This window comes from Saccharopolyspora spinosa NRRL 18395, assembly GCF_000194155.1.
GTDB lineage: Bacteria > Actinomycetota > Actinomycetes > Mycobacteriales > Pseudonocardiaceae > Saccharopolyspora > Saccharopolyspora spinosa.
Genome location: NZ_GL877878.1, coordinates 1,918,842 through 1,934,838 on the forward strand (window position 1 = coordinate 1,918,842; position 15,997 = coordinate 1,934,838).

General features: G+C 71.1%; 12 protein-coding genes. 4 read left to right on the plus strand and 8 right to left on the minus strand.

Annotation, left to right across the window (positions count from 1 at the left end):
• The first annotated feature begins 413 nt into the window (after positions 1–413).
• Positions 414–1,424, plus strand: a complete 1,011-nt coding sequence (locus SSPN_RS0109675; protein WP_044572773.1) for a neutral zinc metallopeptidase — start codon at positions 414–416, stop codon at positions 1,422–1,424.
• On the opposite strand, the gene SSPN_RS0109680 is transcribed toward SSPN_RS0109675, so the two are convergent.
• Positions 1,407–1,832 carry a hypothetical protein gene (locus SSPN_RS0109680; RefSeq protein ID WP_010693969.1) on the minus strand — a complete coding sequence of 142 codons (426 nt, stop codon included), beginning with the start codon at positions 1,830–1,832 and terminating at the stop codon, positions 1,407–1,409. The genes SSPN_RS0109675 and SSPN_RS0109680 overlap by 18 nt on opposite strands.
• Before the next feature lie 135 nt (positions 1,833–1,967).
• Positions 1,968–3,068, minus strand: coding sequence for a potassium channel family protein (locus SSPN_RS0109685; RefSeq protein WP_010693970.1), 1,101 nt, complete (start codon positions 3,066–3,068; stop codon positions 1,968–1,970).
• 181 nt (positions 3,069–3,249) lie between these two features.
• Between SSPN_RS0109685 and SSPN_RS0109690 the strand changes: the two genes are divergently transcribed.
• The gene (locus SSPN_RS0109690) at positions 3,250–3,777 is read left to right on the plus strand and encodes a hypothetical protein (protein ID WP_010693971.1); all 528 of its coding nucleotides are present in this window, start codon (positions 3,250–3,252) and stop codon (positions 3,775–3,777) included.
• Positions 3,778–3,863: 86 nt separating this feature from the next.
• Here SSPN_RS0109690 and SSPN_RS0109695 read toward each other — a convergent pair whose 3' ends face one another.
• The 3 genes from SSPN_RS0109695 to SSPN_RS0109705 all read right to left on the minus strand — a co-directional run bounded on the left by SSPN_RS0109695 (position 3,864) and on the right by SSPN_RS0109705 (position 11,261).
• The gene (locus tag SSPN_RS0109695) at positions 3,864–4,472 is read right to left on the minus strand and encodes a hypothetical protein (protein ID WP_101377206.1); all 609 of its coding nucleotides are present in this window, start codon (positions 4,470–4,472) and stop codon (positions 3,864–3,866) included.
• Positions 4,473–4,649: 177 nt separating this feature from the next.
• Positions 4,650–7,889: an ATP-dependent helicase gene (locus SSPN_RS0109700; RefSeq protein WP_029535154.1), complete on the minus strand. Its 3,240-nt coding sequence runs from the start codon at positions 7,887–7,889 to the stop codon at positions 4,650–4,652.
• A gap of 201 nt (positions 7,890–8,090) precedes the next feature.
• Positions 8,091–11,261 (minus strand): ATP-dependent helicase, encoded by a 3,171-nt coding sequence (locus SSPN_RS0109705; protein ID WP_029535155.1) that lies wholly within the window; start codon positions 11,259–11,261, stop codon positions 8,091–8,093.
• Positions 11,262–11,462: 201 nt separating this feature from the next.
• On the opposite strand from SSPN_RS0109705, the gene SSPN_RS0109710 reads away from it, so the two are divergent.
• Both SSPN_RS0109710 and SSPN_RS0109715 read left to right on the plus strand, forming a co-directional pair.
• Positions 11,463–12,446 (plus strand): chitinase, encoded by a 984-nt coding sequence (locus SSPN_RS0109710; protein ID WP_010693977.1) that lies wholly within the window; start codon positions 11,463–11,465, stop codon positions 12,444–12,446.
• A gap of 150 nt (positions 12,447–12,596) precedes the next feature.
• Entirely contained in the window at positions 12,597–12,884 is a 288-nt protein-coding gene (locus tag SSPN_RS0109715; protein ID WP_010693979.1) for an MGMT family protein, read from the plus strand.
• Between the two features lie 39 nt (positions 12,885–12,923).
• Here the strand turns inward: SSPN_RS0109715 and SSPN_RS0109720 are convergent, their stop codons facing one another.
• The 3 genes from SSPN_RS0109720 to moeZ all read right to left on the minus strand — a co-directional run bounded on the left by SSPN_RS0109720 (position 12,924) and on the right by moeZ (position 15,892).
• Complete coding sequence (locus SSPN_RS0109720) at positions 12,924–13,745, minus strand: uroporphyrinogen-III synthase (RefSeq protein ID WP_010693981.1); 822 nt, start codon at positions 13,743–13,745, stop codon at positions 12,924–12,926.
• A 36-nt stretch (positions 13,746–13,781) separates the two neighbouring features.
• On the minus strand, positions 13,782–14,579 hold the full coding sequence (locus SSPN_RS0109725) for a TIGR02569 family protein (RefSeq protein ID WP_083821647.1): 798 nt from the start codon (positions 14,577–14,579) through the stop codon (positions 13,782–13,784).
• 140 nt (positions 14,580–14,719) lie between these two features.
• Positions 14,720–15,892: an adenylyltransferase/sulfurtransferase MoeZ gene (gene moeZ, locus SSPN_RS0109730; RefSeq protein ID WP_010693985.1), complete on the minus strand. Its 1,173-nt coding sequence runs from the start codon at positions 15,890–15,892 to the stop codon at positions 14,720–14,722.
• Positions 15,893–15,997 lie beyond the last annotated feature (105 nt).

The window sequence follows — 15,997 nt, forward strand, 5'->3', positions numbered from 1 at the left end:
AATGGTGGGATTGATGTGAGGAAGCCGGGGGAAATGACTGCTCGGTGACGGCCCGCTGAACCTGGACCGATCGTCCACACTCGACACTCCGCGAGGAAGACCGCATGACGCAGCCGCCCAGGCCACCGCGCGGCCCCCAGCAGCCGCCCCGCCAGCCCTGGCCACCGCAGCAACCTCGCGGCGCGCAACAACCCCCGAACCCCCAGCCGCCCCCGCCCTCTCGACCGCAGCCGCCACGCGGCGCGCAGCAGCCGCCTCGGCCGCCGCAACGCGGTCCGTTAGCGCCGCCCAACCCGCAACCGCCGCGACAGCAGCAGATGCCGCCGCGCGGTCCGGTTTCCCGGCCTCCGACGCGCCAGGTCGCGCCGCCCCCGGTCGCGCGCCCGCTACCGCCGTCGATGGTTGGACGGACCATGCCGCTGCCCAGACCGCAGCGGCAGATGCCGCCACCGATGCCGCCCATGCGCCCACCGAAGCGCAAGAGCAACACCGGTGTCGTCGTCGCGCTGTTGCTGGTCGGCGTGGGGTTGTTCGGCATCGGCACCATCGGCGCGATGGCCGCCTCGATCACCTCGAACCGCGCTTCGGACTACAGCTCCACGAGCGGCCGGACCACCACGACGGGTTCCAGCGAGTCCGAGACCTCCAGGAGCACGACCACCAGCCGCGAGGACGCGACGACCACGGAGCCCGGCAGCAACGACGACGGTGCCAAACCGGTGGCAGAGCTGGGCGACAACCCGATCAACGTCCCGGGCAACGGTGCGATGAACATCCCGTGCAACCTGCCCCGCTTCAACACCGATGTCGCCTCGCAGGACCGCTTCTACCAGGCCGCGCTGCCCTGCCTGATGAAGGCGTGGACCCCGGCTCTGGAGAACGCGAACCTGCCTGCCCGGACGCCAGCCGTGATCACCACCGGGGAGAACATCGAAACCCCCTGCGGAACGCGGCGGTGGAACCAAACCGCGATGTACTGCCCGGGCAACCACACGATCTACATGACCGCGCGCTACTACGCCCAGATGGAGAAGCGCACCAAGGCCGGGGCGTATCTCGGCCAGTTCGCGCACGAGTTCGGCCACGCGCTGCAGGGCATGACCGGGATCAACAGCGCCTACGGCGACGCCTCCTACGACGCGGGCGGCAGCGCCACCACGGCGGGGTTGGAGCTGACCCGTCGTTCGGAGCTGCAGGCGACCTGCTTCGAAGGGATGACGCTGGCCGCGCTGCAGAACGGCGGCGTCAGCAACGACTACATCTTCCCCGCGCTGGAGGACTCGTCCGGCCGCGGCGACGAGCACAGCGATGTCCCCGATCACGGCAGCATGGCGACCAACGCGGCCTGGGTTGAGCAGGGGTTCCGCAAGAACCGGATCACGGAGTGCAACACCTGGCTGGCGGCATCATCCGATGTCGACTGACGTTTCCGCGCAGCGTCGGCCGAGCATCAGGCCGTAGCCCCCGCCTGCGACGGCGGCGAGGGTCAGCAGGACCCAATTGGCGCGCTGCGTCTGCGCTTTCAGGTCGGATTCGGCTCCTGCCGGGCGAACCACGAAGTCCTGGCCCTGGTCGGCAGGCACCAGCACCGGCAGCTGTTGGCCGCGGGCGTGGCCGCAGCCGTCGAACGGTGCTTGCCGCGTCACGCCGTCGATCCGGACCTCGACGCGATCCCGGGCCGAGTCCGCGCCGCACGGCCGGGACTCGACGACGGTCGCCGTCGCCGCGCGCATCGCAGTCCGGTCCTCGCCGGCCGCAGTCACCAGCGGCCACAACGTCACGGCGGCCACCGCGATGCCCAGCAATCCCAGGACAAGCAGGATCGGCGCCACCGACGCCGAACCTCGTTGCCTTCCCACGACATCGATATTGGCAGAAGCCGCCGGCGGCAGCGGGGTCACTCCCAGCAGCCTCCGAAACACCGTCGGTGATACGACTTCCGGGCGTTCGCAAGCGGTTTGCCAGCCTCAGGCGTCCGCGGGCGTGACCTTCTTGACGTAGAGCAGCCGGTCGCCTTCCTCGATCGCGTCGGCCTCCGCCGCATCCACCCGGTACAGCTGACCGTCGCGCACCACACCGAGCACGATGTCCGAGAGGTGCCGCGGCGAGCCACCGATCTCCTGGGGCTCGACCTCCCGCTCGGCGATCGCCAGCCCGACGTCCGGGGTCAGCAGGTCCTCGAACATCTCCACCACCGACGGCGTCGAGGTCGCCATGCCCAGCAGGCGGCCCGCCGTTTCGCTGGACACCACCACCGAATCCGCGCCGGACTGGCGCAGCAGGTGGACGTTCTCGGCTTCCCGCACCGCCGCGACGATCTGCGCCTTCGGCGCGAGCTCCCGCGCGGTCAGGGTGACCAGCACCGCCGTGTCGTCGCGGGCAGGTGCCACCACGATCGCCCGCGCGCGCGGCACGCCCGCCACCCGCAGCACGTCCGAGCGCGTGCCGGAACCGTTGACGGTGACCAAGCCTTGCGCGGACGCGGTTTCGAGCGCGCGCTGATCGGTGTCGACGACCACGATGCGACCGGGCTCGGCACCGTCGCCGAGCAGCGCGGTGACGGCCGAACGGCCCTTGGTTCCGTATCCGATGACGACCACGTGGTCGCGCACCTTGGACCTCCAGCGTTGGATCTTGAAAGCCTGCCGGGAGCGCTCGGTGAGCACTTCCAGTGTGGTACCGACCAGCACGATCAGGAACAGCACCCGCAGCGGGGTGATGACCAGCACGTTCACCAGTCGCGCCTGCGGGCTGACCGGGGTGATGTCGCCGTAGCCCGTGGTGGACAGCGACACCGTCGCGTAGTAGACCGCGTCCAGCAGGTCCAGCTCGCCGCCCGCGGAGTCCCGGTAGCCGTCCCGGCCGATGAACACGATGAACACCGTGGCGGCCAGCGCGAGCATCGCGCCGATGATCCGGCGGATGATGGACCGGACCGGGCTGGTCGTGCTGCCCGGCATCCGGATCACGCCCACGAGCGCGTGGTCGGGCCGCCTGGTCAGCTCCTCCTCGTCGGAGCGCCCGCCGATGAAGGGGTGCGCCAACTGCTTCGGACTGCGCCGCATCATGCACCCACCGGCCGCGCCGCCGCGCAGGACGACCCGCGCACGTTCTTACCACTCACGGCGGAGAACAGTAACTGTTGCCCGGGCATCCGCTGCAATGCGGCACCCGTGGTTTCGACGACATCTCCTGCAGGCCGGAAGGACCTTGTCTGGACATCGCGGCGCGGCGGCATACCATGCAGCGGTGCAGCAACTTCAGCACGCGGCCCGTGCCCTGGGGTGGGACGGTCAGTTGATCCCGGACGTCGAGGTCCTCGGTGCGCGCTTCACCGCCGTGGCCCGGATCCGGCGCGAGGTCCACGAGTGGCGCAGCCACCACGGCTGGGGGCCGGAGCTCAACCCGACCTGGTTCCGCTCCTGGTCCGAGCCCTGCATGCATGATCACGTGCCGGTGGCCGCGGTCGATCTGCTCGGGATCCTGGTGCCGGTGTCGCGCGCCCGCCACGCCTTGCACGCGTGCGGGACGCTGCTGACGCTGGCCCCCTGCGCCGTCGTGCTGCCCCCGGACACCGTGTACAAGCCGTTGCGGATGCTGGAGCTGGACTACTACGGCGTCGGTGTGGTCAACGCCGGCTTCGAGGGGCCGGCCGAGCTGGTGGTCGCGCCGGAGGACCGGACCGCGGAGTTCGGGTCGTCCATGTTCGGCCGCTGGTTGCTCGAAGTCCTGTACTCGCGGATCCTCGAACTCCCCCAACTCACCGAGAACGCCTGACGCCCCGGCAGCCCGGGACGTCAGGCGCTTCCTCGTCCGCCGCTCGCGGAACAGCCGTCCGGAGCGCTCGGAAACGTGCGTCGAGATCAGGCGAGGACGTACTCGTGCCAGTTGAGGTTCTCCGGGTTCCAGCGCATGCCGCGGCTCTCCTTGAGCGCGCGCAGGGCCTGCATCGTGTGCGGCCAGCGGCGGATCACGTTCGCCAGCGCGACCGGGGTCATCAGGTCGGCGGTGCGCCGGTGATCACCGGGGCCGAGCAGCGCGATGCCGCCGGGCGTGGAGATGATGTCGGTCAGCGAGACCTGGCCGGACAGCGCAGCCTGCTCGACGCTGAGGATGCTTTGCGGCTGCAGTTCGGCCGGCCAGTTGTTGCGGTCGATGTCGGCGGCGACCGGCTGTTCGCAGCTGCCGCATCGGCATTGGACCTCGCTGGCCCAGCCGTGCTGCTTCCACGACCACACCGCAGCACCGCCGGTGTCCAGATCGGACAGCGCGGCGACGTGCGGCCAGGCCCCAACGACGACGCTGAGCACCGCCTTCTTCGAGGGTCTCGGGTTCCGGCCGGGCCCGTCGAAGGACCAGGTGCCTTCGTCGTCGCGGTGCACCCGCACCAGCGGGGCACGCATCGCCAGGACGTCGGTGTCGACGTTCACTTCGGATTCCGGTGGCGTCTTGAGCTTCCAGTCCGTGTTCATCGCGGGCATAGTCGACCGCCGCGAACCGCGATCTCAAGCTCCGCCACCCGAACGTGTAGTCATCCTGGTGCGGCAGGTGATCCCGGCGACGCCGCCGTTTCCGCAGCTCGAGGCCCGCGGGTGTTTTCGGGTGCCGTGGCGCCGAACCGTGCTCACGACCCTGACCAGGCCAAACCGTCACTGCGCTGCGGGGACCGAGGTGATGAGGTTCCGGAGGCCGTCGGCGTCGAGGAGGTCGGCCGGGCGGAGCGTGTAGTCGTGGCGGACGTAGTGGAACGCCGCGCGGACCTTCGACAGCGGCGTTCCGGACAGTTCCGCCCAGGCCAGCCGGTATGCGGCGAGCTGCACCGACAGCGCCGGGACCTGGTCGCCTCCCGGCACCGCGCCGGTCTTCCAGTCGAGGACCGTCCAGCCTCCGTCGGCGTCGGCGAACACCGCGTCCATCCGGCCGCGCAGCACCACGCCCTCGACCTGTGTTTCGAACGGCACCTCGACGCGGTGCGGCGTGCGGTCCGCCCAGGATCCGGCGAGGAACGCCCGCTGCAGCTCGGCCAGGTCCTCGTGCACCGGCGCGGATTCGTCGGCTGCGCCGGGCAGTTCGTCGAAGTCCAGCAGCGCGGTCGAGGTGAACCGGTGCTCCAGCCAGGTGTGGAACGCGGTGCCGCGGCGGGTCATCGGGTTCGGCGGGAACGGCAGCGGTCGGCGCAGTCGCCGGGCGAGGCTGTCGGAATCCCCGGCGAGTTCGACGAGTTGGCTCACCGACAGGTGGTCCGGCAGCCGCACCTGCTCCCGCCGCTGCGCCGCCGCCGCGCGCTCGGCCAGCAGCACGTCGACGTCCCGCGACCAACCGTCCTCGTCGTCCTCCGGCTCCGCATCATCCACAGTGGACATCGCGGCCCGCACGAGCCCCGCGCCTTCGGCCACCGCCGCGCGGCGCGGACCCAGCGGGTCCACCGGCCACTCCGCGCACCGCACGGCGTCGGCGAGCGGGTTCGTCGCGTCCTCGTCGGGTTCCGCCGTCCACAGGTCGATGTCCCCGGTCCCGGACCCGCGGAGCACCTCGGCCAGCTGCCGCAGGAAGCCCGACGGCCCCTTGGGCCGGTCACCGTTCTCTCCCCACCAGTGCCCGGACAGCAGCAACGTCCGCTCTGAGCGCGTCACCGCGACGTAGAGCAGCCGACGCTCCTCGGCGAGCCGACGCTCCTCGAACTCCTCGTCGTGGATCCCAAGCGTCTCGGTGAGTTCCTTGCGGTCGAGCCCGGACAGCCGGTCGACGTCGAGCCGAGGCAGGTCTTCGGCGTCGCCGCGCAGTTCGGCGGGCAGTTCGGTGACCGAGCGCAGCCACGACGAGGACTTCCGCTTGCCGGGGAAGACGTCGTTGACGAGGTGCGGCACCGCGACGACCTGCCACTCCAGGCCCTTGGCCGCGTGCACCGTGAGCACTTGGACGCGGTCCTCGGCGACCTCGACCTCGCCTGGTTCCAGGCCGTCTTCGGCACGTTCGGCCGCTTCCAGGTAGTCCAGCAGCGCGGGCAGCGTGGCCGACGGGCTCGCGGTGGCGAAATCGGTGACCGCGTCGGCGAACGCGTCGAGGTGGATCCGCCCCGCGCCGACCGGCCGCGCGATGCTCTCGATGTCCAGCAGCAACGTCCGCTCGACGTCCGCGACGAGTTCGGGCAGCGGCTGGTCGAGGCGGCGCCGCAAGGTGGCGAGCTCACCTCCCAGACGTCGGATGCGCCGGTAGCCGTCGCCGGAATAGCGCTGCGCATTGCCGGGATCGTCAAGCGCGTCCACCAGCCCAGCCTGTTCCGCGTTCTCGCCCGGCAGCGCCGCGGTGACCACAGCAGAGGGATCTGCGGTCTCCGGTGTCCCGAAGGCCTGCGTGCCGAGCTCCCGCGCGCGATCCCACAGCGCCGCGATGTCGGACGCCCCGAGACGCCAGCGCGAGCCGGTGAGCAGCCGCATCGCTGCCGTCCCGGCGAGCGGGTCCACCAGCAGCCGCAGTGCGCTGACCAGGTCGCGCACCTCGGGCTCGTCGAGCAGCCCACCGAGCCCGACGACCTCGACCGGCAGACCGCGTTCCCGCAGCGCCGCCGCGATGTCGGTCATGTCGGCGCGGCGGCGCACCAGCACCGCCGCGGTCGGCGGCCGTCCCGTCTCGTCCAGCGTCGCCTGCCACTGCGCGGTGACCTGGTCGGCGACCCAGTCGCGTTCGGCCCGCACGTGTTCGCTCAGCGCCAGCCGGATATCGCCGGCCTCGGCGCCGTCCCTGGCGCGCAGCTCGTCGACTTCCAGGCCGGTTTCGCGCAGCGGCCCCGAAACCGCATTGGCGGCGTGCAGGACTTCCGCCGGGTTGCGGAAGCTCGTCAGCAGCCCGTACCGGTGCGCCGGCGCCATTCGGCCGTCCTCGATGCGCGGGAAGTCGGTGGTGAAGCGCGGGAGGTTCGCCGCGCTCGCGCCGCGCCAGCCGTAGATGGCCTGCGCCGGGTCGCCGACCGACGTGACCGGTAGCGGGCGCTCGTGCCCGAACAGCGAGCGCAGCAGAACCCGTTGCGCGTGGCCGGTGTCCTGGTACTCGTCCAGCAGCACCGCGCCGTACCGGGCGCGTTCGCCGTCGACGACTTCGGGGTGTTCGGCGGCCAGCAGCGCGGCCAGCGACATCTGGTCGGCGAAGTCCATTGCGCCTTCGCGCCGCTTGCGCTGCGCGTATTCCTCGACCAGCGGCATCAGCGCGACCCGCAAGCGTTGCGCGGCAACGACTTTCACCAGGTCCTGCGGGAGGTTCGCGCGCTGCCCCTTGGCGCGCGGCGCGTTCTCGACCGCGTGGCAGAGCTTTTCGGCGTGCGTGCGCAGGTCGTCCGGGCTCACCAGGTGTTCGGCGAGCTCGCCGGCCAGCGACAGCAGGTAACCGGTCACAGTGGACGGGACCTTGTCCGTGTCGATGTCCTCGGTCCAGGTCGCGACCACGTTGTGCGCGAGCTGCCAGGACGCCGTCTCGGTCAGCAGTCGCGCGCCCGGCTCGACCGGTACCCGCAGGCCGTGCTCGCCGACGAGCCGCCCCGCGTAGGCGTGGTAGGTCAGCACCGTGGGCTCCTCGGTGAGCACCGCGGAGCGCAGCTGCCCGCTGGGATCGACCTCGTCGAGCAGCCCGGACCCGGCGAGCCGTCGCAGCCGGGCGCGCACCCGGTCGGCGAGCTGCCGCGCGGCCTTGCGGGTGAACGTCAGGCCGAGGATGCGCTCCGGCGTCACCAGCCGGTTGGCGACCAGCCAGACCACGCGGGCGGCCATCGTCTCCGTCTTCCCAGCGCCCGCACCCGCCACGACCAGCGCCGGCTCGGCGGGCGCGGCGATCACGGCGGCCTGCTCGGGGGTCGGCGGGTGCAGCCCGAGCGCCTGCGCGATCCGATGTGGACTGATTGCCGTTCCACCGGCGGCGGTAACCGCTTGCGGAGTGGGACTAAGCCGCCGCGGGTTCTCAGAGGTCGCCTCGGGCGGACAGCCTCGACGCGGTGAATTGGCATTCATGAGCCGAGGATCCCGGACCGAGGCGGCGTCCGGAACTCCCGCAGGGGGGCCGCTACCCGCACCGCTACGCGAACCATTTGAAACACTCTCCAGTCACTGCGCGACCTGTCTTCCGGCCGGGTGGACCGGACAGCAGGTGCGGGCCGGACAACGATCGCAGTCCGAGTTCTCGCTTGCCACATAGGCAGGTCCGAGGCTCGAAGCGGCGGCGGCGTGCACCACGTCGAGCCACACCTCGATCCGCTCGGCGTCCAGCGCCTGCTGGGCACGTTCGGTGGCCGCGCCCTTGCGGTCCGACTTCGCGACGTACAGCAGCCGCGCCCCGCCGGGTTCCTCGCCCACGCCGAACGCACCCAGCGCGGCGGCCAGCTGGTACACCGCCAGCTGCGGGTGCTCCTCCGCATCGCCCTTGCTGACCGGTGTCTTCCCGGTCTTGACGTCGACCACCACCGGGCGGCCGTCGGCATCGGCCTCCAGCCGGTCCACGCGTCCGCGCAGTCGCAGCCACGGACCGCCCTCCCGGCCCGGAACCGTGATATCCAGGTCCTTCTCCACGCCGACCTGCGTGAGTTCGGCCCGGGACTGGACCAGCCAGGTCAGGAACGCGTCGAGCATGCCCTCCACGCGCTTGCGCTCCTTGCGGGAGAACCACGGCGCACCGGCGTCAACGGATTCCCAGGCGTCGTCCAGGGCCTTGTGCAGCTGGTCGGTGTCCGCGCCGTCGGCGGCGGCCTGCACGAGCGCGTGCACGAGGGTGCCGGTGACGGAGGCGAGTTCGGCCGTGTCCTGGCCGCCGTGCCGCTCGACCATCCAGCGCAGCGGGCACTTCGCCAAAATATCCACAGTGGACGGCGACACCTTGACCGGATCGTCACCGGTCACCAGCGGCGTCGAGCTGGAGCTCGCCGGCAACCCGTACCAGGCCTCCGGGCTGGCGCCCGGAACCCCGGCGTTGGCCAGCCGCGCGAGCTGCGCCGCCGCCCGCTGCCGCCGCTGCGGCTCCGCCTCCGCATCGCACACCACCCGCCGCAGCTCGCCGACCAGATCCCCGAGCGCCAGGCCGCGTTCCGGGCGCGCGATCGGCCGCTCCACCGCATCGGGATCGCTGACCACGCCCTCCAGCTCGTCCAGGAACCGCGAGGGCTGCTCGTCCTCCCCGCGCACCGCGCTGACCAACAGGTTCCGCCGCGCCCGGCTCGCCGCGACGAGCAGCAGCCGCCGCTCCTCGGCCAGCAGCGGCGCGGTAGCCGACACCCGCTCGGCGTCCACCCCGGACAGCACGTCGACCAGCCGCTCCACGCCGAGCAGCGATCCGCGCAGCCGCAGGTCGGGCCAAATGCCTTCCTGCACACCGGGAATCGCCACGACCTCCCACTCCCGGCCGCTCGCGGCATGCGCCGTCAGCACCGACACGGAGTTGTCCCGGGGGGCGGTGGGCGCCAGCGAGCTACCCGCGATCTGCTGGCTGGTCAGGTAATCCGCGAAACTGGCGACGTCCGCACCCGGCAACCTGTCGACGTACTGGGCGGCCGCGTCGAACAGCGACACCACGGCGTCGAGATCGCGGTCGGCCTGCACCCCGACCGCGCCGTGCCGCTCCGACTGCGCCACCCAGCGCTTCTCCAGACCGCTGGCCTTCCACACCCGCCACAGCGTTTCTTCCACGGTGTGCCCGGCTGCGACGGAGTCGGCCGCGTTGCGCAGCAGCGCCGCGAGGCGGCGAGCGGGCCTGGCGGCGGAATCTTCCAGAGCAGCGAGGCGGTCGCCGTCCTGCAACACCTCCACCAGCAGCTCTCCGCTGGCCCGGCTCCCGCCTGCGGCGAGCTCCAGGCGGCGCAGCCCCCGGCGAAGCCGCCGCAGCGCGAGCGGATCGGCGCCGCCGAGCGACGAGGCAAGCAGCTCAGCGGCAGCGTCCGCGTCGAGCGCCTGCGGGCGCGCAGCGCAGCGCAGCAGCGTCAGCAGCGGCCGGACGGCATTGCGCTGCGCTAGCGGAATGCCGTCGACCGGCAGCGCGATGGGCACACCGGCGGCCAGCAACGCGCGGCGAAGCACCGGAAGTGACAGGCCGGTCGACCGGACCACGACGGCCATCTCCGACCAGGCGATCTCGTCGAGCAGGTGGGCTCGGCGGAGCTGATCCGCCACCCACGCGGCCTCCTGCGCCTCGGTGGCCAGCAGGCGCACCTGGATCGAACCATCTCGCCCGTTCTCGGGCTCGACCAGCTCGCGCTGGGGGCCCGTCCCCGGCAGCCGCGAGGCCAGCCGCTGCACCGCCTCCCGGACCGCCTTGGACATGCGGTGGTCGACGGTGAGGACCTCGGTGTTCGTGCCGTCCGGGTCGGCGTCCAGCAGGCAGCGCGGGTCGGCGCCGCGGAAGGAGTACACGGCCTGGTCGGGGTCGCCGGCCAGCACGAACTCGGCGGCCGTGTCGCCGAGCCGCCGGATCAGCCAGTACTGCTGGGGGTCCAGGTGCTGCGCGTCGTCGACGAACACGTAGCGCACCCGGTCCTGCTCGGCCGCCAGCAGGCCGGGATCGGTGTCGAACGCCAGCAGCGCCGAGCCGATCAGCTCCGCGGCGTCCAGTGCGGGGGCTTGCGCACCGCCAGCCCCGCGCAGCAGCGTGACCTGCTCGTACTGCCGCGCGAACCGACCGGCGGCGATCCATTCTGGACGGTTGTGCCGGCGGCCGAGGTTGACCAGCTGCTCGGGCCCGACGCCGCGTTCCGCAGCGCGCAGCAGCAGATCCCGCAGTTCCTCGGCGAAGCCGGGCACGGTCAACGCCGGTCGCAGCGTCTCCGGCCAGTCCTTCGCACCGGTCTCGACATCTCCGGCCAGCAGGTCTCGCACGAGCGCGTCCTGGTCCGGGCCGTTGAGCAGCTGCGGGGGCGGCAGCTGGTCGCGCACCGCCTGCAACCGCAGCACCGCGAAGGCGTACGAGTGGACGGTCCGGACCAGCGGTTCGGGCGCGGTGCGCAGTTCTTCCGAAGAACCGGTGAGCAACCTGGTGATTTCGGTGCGCATCCAGGCCGCAGCGCGCCGACTCCCGGTCAGGACCAGGACGTTCTCCGGAGACACCTCGTGGTTGCGGATGCGGTCGGCGGCCAGCTGCGCGATCAGCGTGCTCTTGCCGGTGCCTGGTCCACCGAGGACCCGGAGGAGGCCGTAGCGATGCGCCAACGCCCGCTGTCCGGCTGCGTCCCAGTTCGTCCGCCTACGAGCGGTTTCAGCTCGGCGAACGAGGACGGGCGTGGTCGGGGATGGCACGCATCGATGGAATCACGCGCCGGTGACAAGGTCGCGCAGGGCTCGCGGATAGCTCCCGCTCAACGGGAAATTCACGGAACCTTTTGGTGGTGCAAACCAATTTCCCCCTCTGGCAATGTGACGATCATCACATTGCCTACCCCGGCTGTGACCAGCGGAATCGTGCCCCGGGCGCGATCGAACCCCCCTTATGGAGGAACCGTGAGCAAGGTCCGAAAATGCCTGCTCGGCTGCGCCGCGGTCGCCGGTGCGTTGACCATCGGCGCGGTGCCCGCGCTCAGCGCGGAGACCCCGGCCCCGGCCTCGAACACCGCGGCGTCACCGGTCGCCGCGTCCCCGTACCTCTACAACGGCTGGGGCAACCCACCCAAGCCCGGCGAGGTGATGAGCGCCACCGGCATCAAGGACTTCACCCTGGCCTTCATCCTCTCCGACGGCAGCTGCAACCCGGCCTGGGACGGCACCCGTCCGCTGGACGCCGACAAGGCTGTCATCGACGAGATCCGCGCCGGCGGCGGCGACGTCGTCCCGTCCATCGGCGGTTGGGCCGGCAACAAGCTCGGCGAGTTCTGCCAGGACCCGCAGGCGCTGGCCGGCGCCTACCAGAAGGTCATCGACGCCCACGGGCTCAAGGCCATCGACATCGACATCGAGGCCAGCGAGTTCGAGACGCCGGCCGTGCAGGACCGGGTGCTGGAGGCACTGAAGATCGTCAAGGAGGCCAACCCGGGCCTGCAGACCGTGGTCACCTTCCCGACGCTGAACACCGGTCCGAACGACGCGGGCAAGCGGATGGTCAGCCGGGCCAACGAGATCGGCTCCAACGTCGACGTGTGGACGCAGATGCCGTTCAACTTCGGCGGTTCGGACATGGCGGCCGACACGATCAACGCCACCGAAGGCCTGAAGGAGGTGCTCAAGAGCACCTTCGGCTACCGCGACGCGGAGGCCTACGCGCACGCGGGCATCTCGTCGATGAACGGCAAGACCGACGCGGGCGAGACCGTCGACCAGGCCGCGTTCCAGAAGATGGCCGACTACGCCGAGGAGAAGGGCCTCGGCCGCTTCACCTTCTGGTCGCTCAACCGGGACCGCCCGTGCGGCGGGGGCGGTGCGGACTCCTGTAGCGGCATCGACCAGCAGCCGTGGGAGTTCACCAAGATCGTGGCGGGCTTCCAGGGCTGATCATCTCCGAGGATCGAACGTTCCCGCTGGTCAGGGCCCGCGAATGCCGCTGGGTGCCAGGGCGCCGCAACGCACTCGTGGGCACCTGCCGTCTTCGCCGGGCCGGTGCGGCTTGTCCCGCACCCCCGCCACGGGAGTACCTTCGGGCTCGTGGACGAGGAGGCGGTGGAGCAGGTGCGGGCCGTGGTGGCGTCGATCCCGCCCGGGTCGGTGCTGTCCTACGGCGACGTGGCCGAGCTCGCGGGCCTGCGCTCGGCGCGGCTGGTGGGCCGCATCCTCGCCGAAGACGGCGGCGATCTGCCGTGGCACCGCGTCCTGCGCTCCAACGGCACGGTCGCCGACCACCTGCGCCGCCGCCAGCTGGAACTCCTGCGAGCCGAAGGCGTTCTCGCCGACGGCGCCCGCATCGACATGCGCCACTACCGCTGGGGCGCCTGACCCCGAGCGACAAGCACAAGACCGTCCTGTTTGGACAAACTACTTCCCCGTGCGCTTCGGCAATTCGTCGGCCACTAGCCGCACCAGAGACGCAGTGCGGGCGCGGTCCGGCAGCGCATACGGCAGGCCCGCGGCGGCGATCGGCGCCGCCGTGACCGGTCCGACACAGGCGATGAACACCTTGTTGCGCAACGTTTCTCGGAACAGCTCGCCCCGCCCGGTGCGATCCGCACGTGCCAGCAGGTTCGTCGCGGCCGGAGCGCTGGTGAACGGCAGCGCATCCACCTCGCCCCGCACCACCGCGTCGATCAACCGGTCCAGCGCGGGCAGATCCACCGGATCCGTCCACCGGTAGACGGTCACCGGCACCACCTCGGCACCGGCCGCCCGCAGGGCCTCCCGGAACTGCAACATCGGATCGCCGTGCACCTGGAGCACAACCCGCTTCCCGCTGAGATCGCGTGCCAGCAAGCGCTCCAAGACCTCGGCCGACTCCTCCGACGGCGAGGTCCACGACTCCACCAAACCGGCGCCGCGAACCGCGCCCCGCACCTTCGCACCACGCGCCAGGATCTCGGCCGAGCGCAGCTGCGCCAACAACCGGTCACCGACGCCGTTGGCCTGCGCCGACTCGATCCAGCCCCGGAACCCGACCCCGGTGACCGCGACGACGTGATCGACCGGCGCGGCCAGGACTTCCTCGGTCGCTGCGGCCAACTCGCCGTCCTCGGGCAACGGCACCGTGTGCATCGCCGCTCCGAAGAGCACGCGGGCACCGCGCCGGGCGAACAACGCCCCGATCTCAGCGGCCTTGCGTTCCGCCGTCACGCCGACGGTGAAGCCGCTCAACACTCCCTGCACGCCCCAATACTCACACAGCGCGAGAAGAGCAGGGGCTCAGAGAACTTCGAGAACCATCTGGGAAGCGCGCTCCAGCCCGGTAAGGGTCTGCGAGGACGAGCGCGGGTGCAGGGCGTGCACCGCGAGCCGGAACAGCAGGGCGCGCAGCAGCGCCTGCGGCCAATCGGTGAGGTGCGACCAGCGCTCCACTATGGCCGGGTCGGCACCACCCCACGCCAAGGCGTCGATCACCACCACCGCCGCGGCCCACTCCGCGGACCGCCAGTACGGGTTGAAGTCGATGATGCCGGGCGGCGCGTCCTCTGTGAACAGCACGTTGCCGAACAGGTCCCCGTGCACCACCTGTGGCCGCAGCTGAACCTCCCGCCGCGACCCGGCGAGCACGTCGTAGAGCCGGCCGCCCTTCTCCTGCGGCAGCACGTATTCCTCTTCGCCCCAGGCCATCCGGTCGGCCAAGGCGTAGATGTCCTGCCGCGCCTGCAGGAACCTCGGCCGGGCCAGGAACCGGCTCGCCGAGTGCAGCCGCAGCGACATGGCCACCACGTCGTCGTGCCGGGGCTCCGCCTGCCCGGCGAGGTTGCGGCTGGCCGACCAGCCGGACACCACCCAGCGCCCGTCGGTGGACCGCACCGGGCGGGACACCCGCACCTCGTCGGGCTCCAGCAGGTCCAGCGTCTGCGCCACCCATGCGGCCTCGGCGGTGTTGGCGGCGGGCTTGAGCACGATCCCGCCGCACCGCCAGGCGACCGCACCGTCTAGCGGCTCGGGTTCTTCGACGCGCGCGCCGAATGCCGCGCGCACGTGCGGCGGTGGCGGCTCCGGCGTATGACTCACGGGCGAAACGCTACCTCGATGATCGCAATTTCCGCAGCAGGCCACTCCGTGCGCCGCGAACACGACATGCCGACATACCACGGGTCGGTGGGCGGAAACACCGCCCACCGACCCGCGAAAACCCGATCAACGACCGGAGATCAGTACGTCGGCAGGCTGGGGTCGACCTGGTTCGCCCAGCCCAGGACGCCGCCGCCGACGTGCACCGCGTCGGCGAAGCCCGCCCGGTGCAGCGCCGCCAGCGCCTCCGCGGAGCGGCCACCGGACTTGCAGTGCAGGACGATCTTGCGGTCCTGCGGCAACTCGGCCAGTGCCTCGCCGGAGAGGATGCGGTCCTTCGGGATCAGCTTGGAGCCCTCAATCTTGACGATCTCGTACTCGTGCGGCTCCCGGACGTCGATGAGCTCGAACTTCTCGCCCCGGTCGAACATCTCCTTCAGCTCGCGCGGGGTGATCGTGCTGTTCGCCGCCGCCTGCTGGGCTTCGTCGGAGACCACGCCGCAGAACGCCTCGTAGTCGATCAGCTCGGTGATCGGCGTCGGGTTCGGGTCCTTGCGGATCTTGACCGTGCGGTAGGTCATCTCCAGCGCGTCGTAGATCATCAGGCGGCCCAGCAGGGTCTCCCCGATGCCGGTGATCAGCTTGATGGCCTCGTTGACCATGATCGAACCGATCGACGCGCACAGCACGCCCAGGACGCCGCCCTCGGCGCAGGACGGCACCAAGCCGGGCGGCGGCGGCTCCGGGTACAGGTCACGGTAGTTCGGTCCGTGCTGCTCCCAGAAGACGCTGGCCTGGCCCTCGAAGCGGAAGATCGAGCCCCACACGTACGGCTTGCCGAGCAGCACCGCGGCGTCGTTCACCAGGTACCGGGTGGCGAAGTTGTCCGTGCCGTCCAGGATCAGGTCGTAGTCGCGGAAGATGTCGAGCGCGTTCTCCGAGGTCAGGTGCGTCTGGTGCAGGTTGACCTTGACGAACGGGTTGACCTCGGCGATGGAGTCGCGGGCCGATTCCGCCTTGGGCCGCCCGAGGTCGGACTGGCCGTGGATGACCTGGCGGTGCAGGTTGGACTCGTCGACCTCGTCGAACTCCACGATGCCGAGCGTGCCCACCCCGGCCGCGGCCAGGTACAGCAGCGCCGGGCTGCCGAGCCCGCCCGCGCCGACCACCAGCACCTTGGCGTTCTTCAGCCGTTTCTGCCCCTCCATCCCGACATCCGGGATGATCAGGTGGCGGCTGTAGCGCGCGACCTCTTCCTTTGTCAGCTCCGACGCCGGTTCGACCAGCGGCGGCAGCGACGATGCGCCGGACATTCCCAGCTCCTCCTCAATGGTCGGTGCAGGCTGCGCTCGGAGCGTGGCAGCAGCACCTCAAGCGTCCCCGGAGGACACCCGAACGGGACCTCACGGAATCTGCAA

Coding starts and splice junctions, on each gene's coding strand:
- moeZ (WP_010693985.1), bottom strand. CDS start 15,892: ATGTCCGGCGCATCGTCGCTGCCGCCGCTGGTCGAACCGGCGTCGGAG.
- SSPN_RS0109695 (WP_101377206.1), bottom strand. CDS start 4,472: ATGAACACGGACTGGAAGCTCAAGACGCCACCGGAATCCGAAGTGAAC.
- SSPN_RS0109675 (WP_044572773.1), top strand. CDS start 414: ATGCCGCTGCCCAGACCGCAGCGGCAGATGCCGCCACCGATGCCGCCC.
- SSPN_RS0109685 (WP_010693970.1), bottom strand. CDS start 3,068: ATGATGCGGCGCAGTCCGAAGCAGTTGGCGCACCCCTTCATCGGCGGG.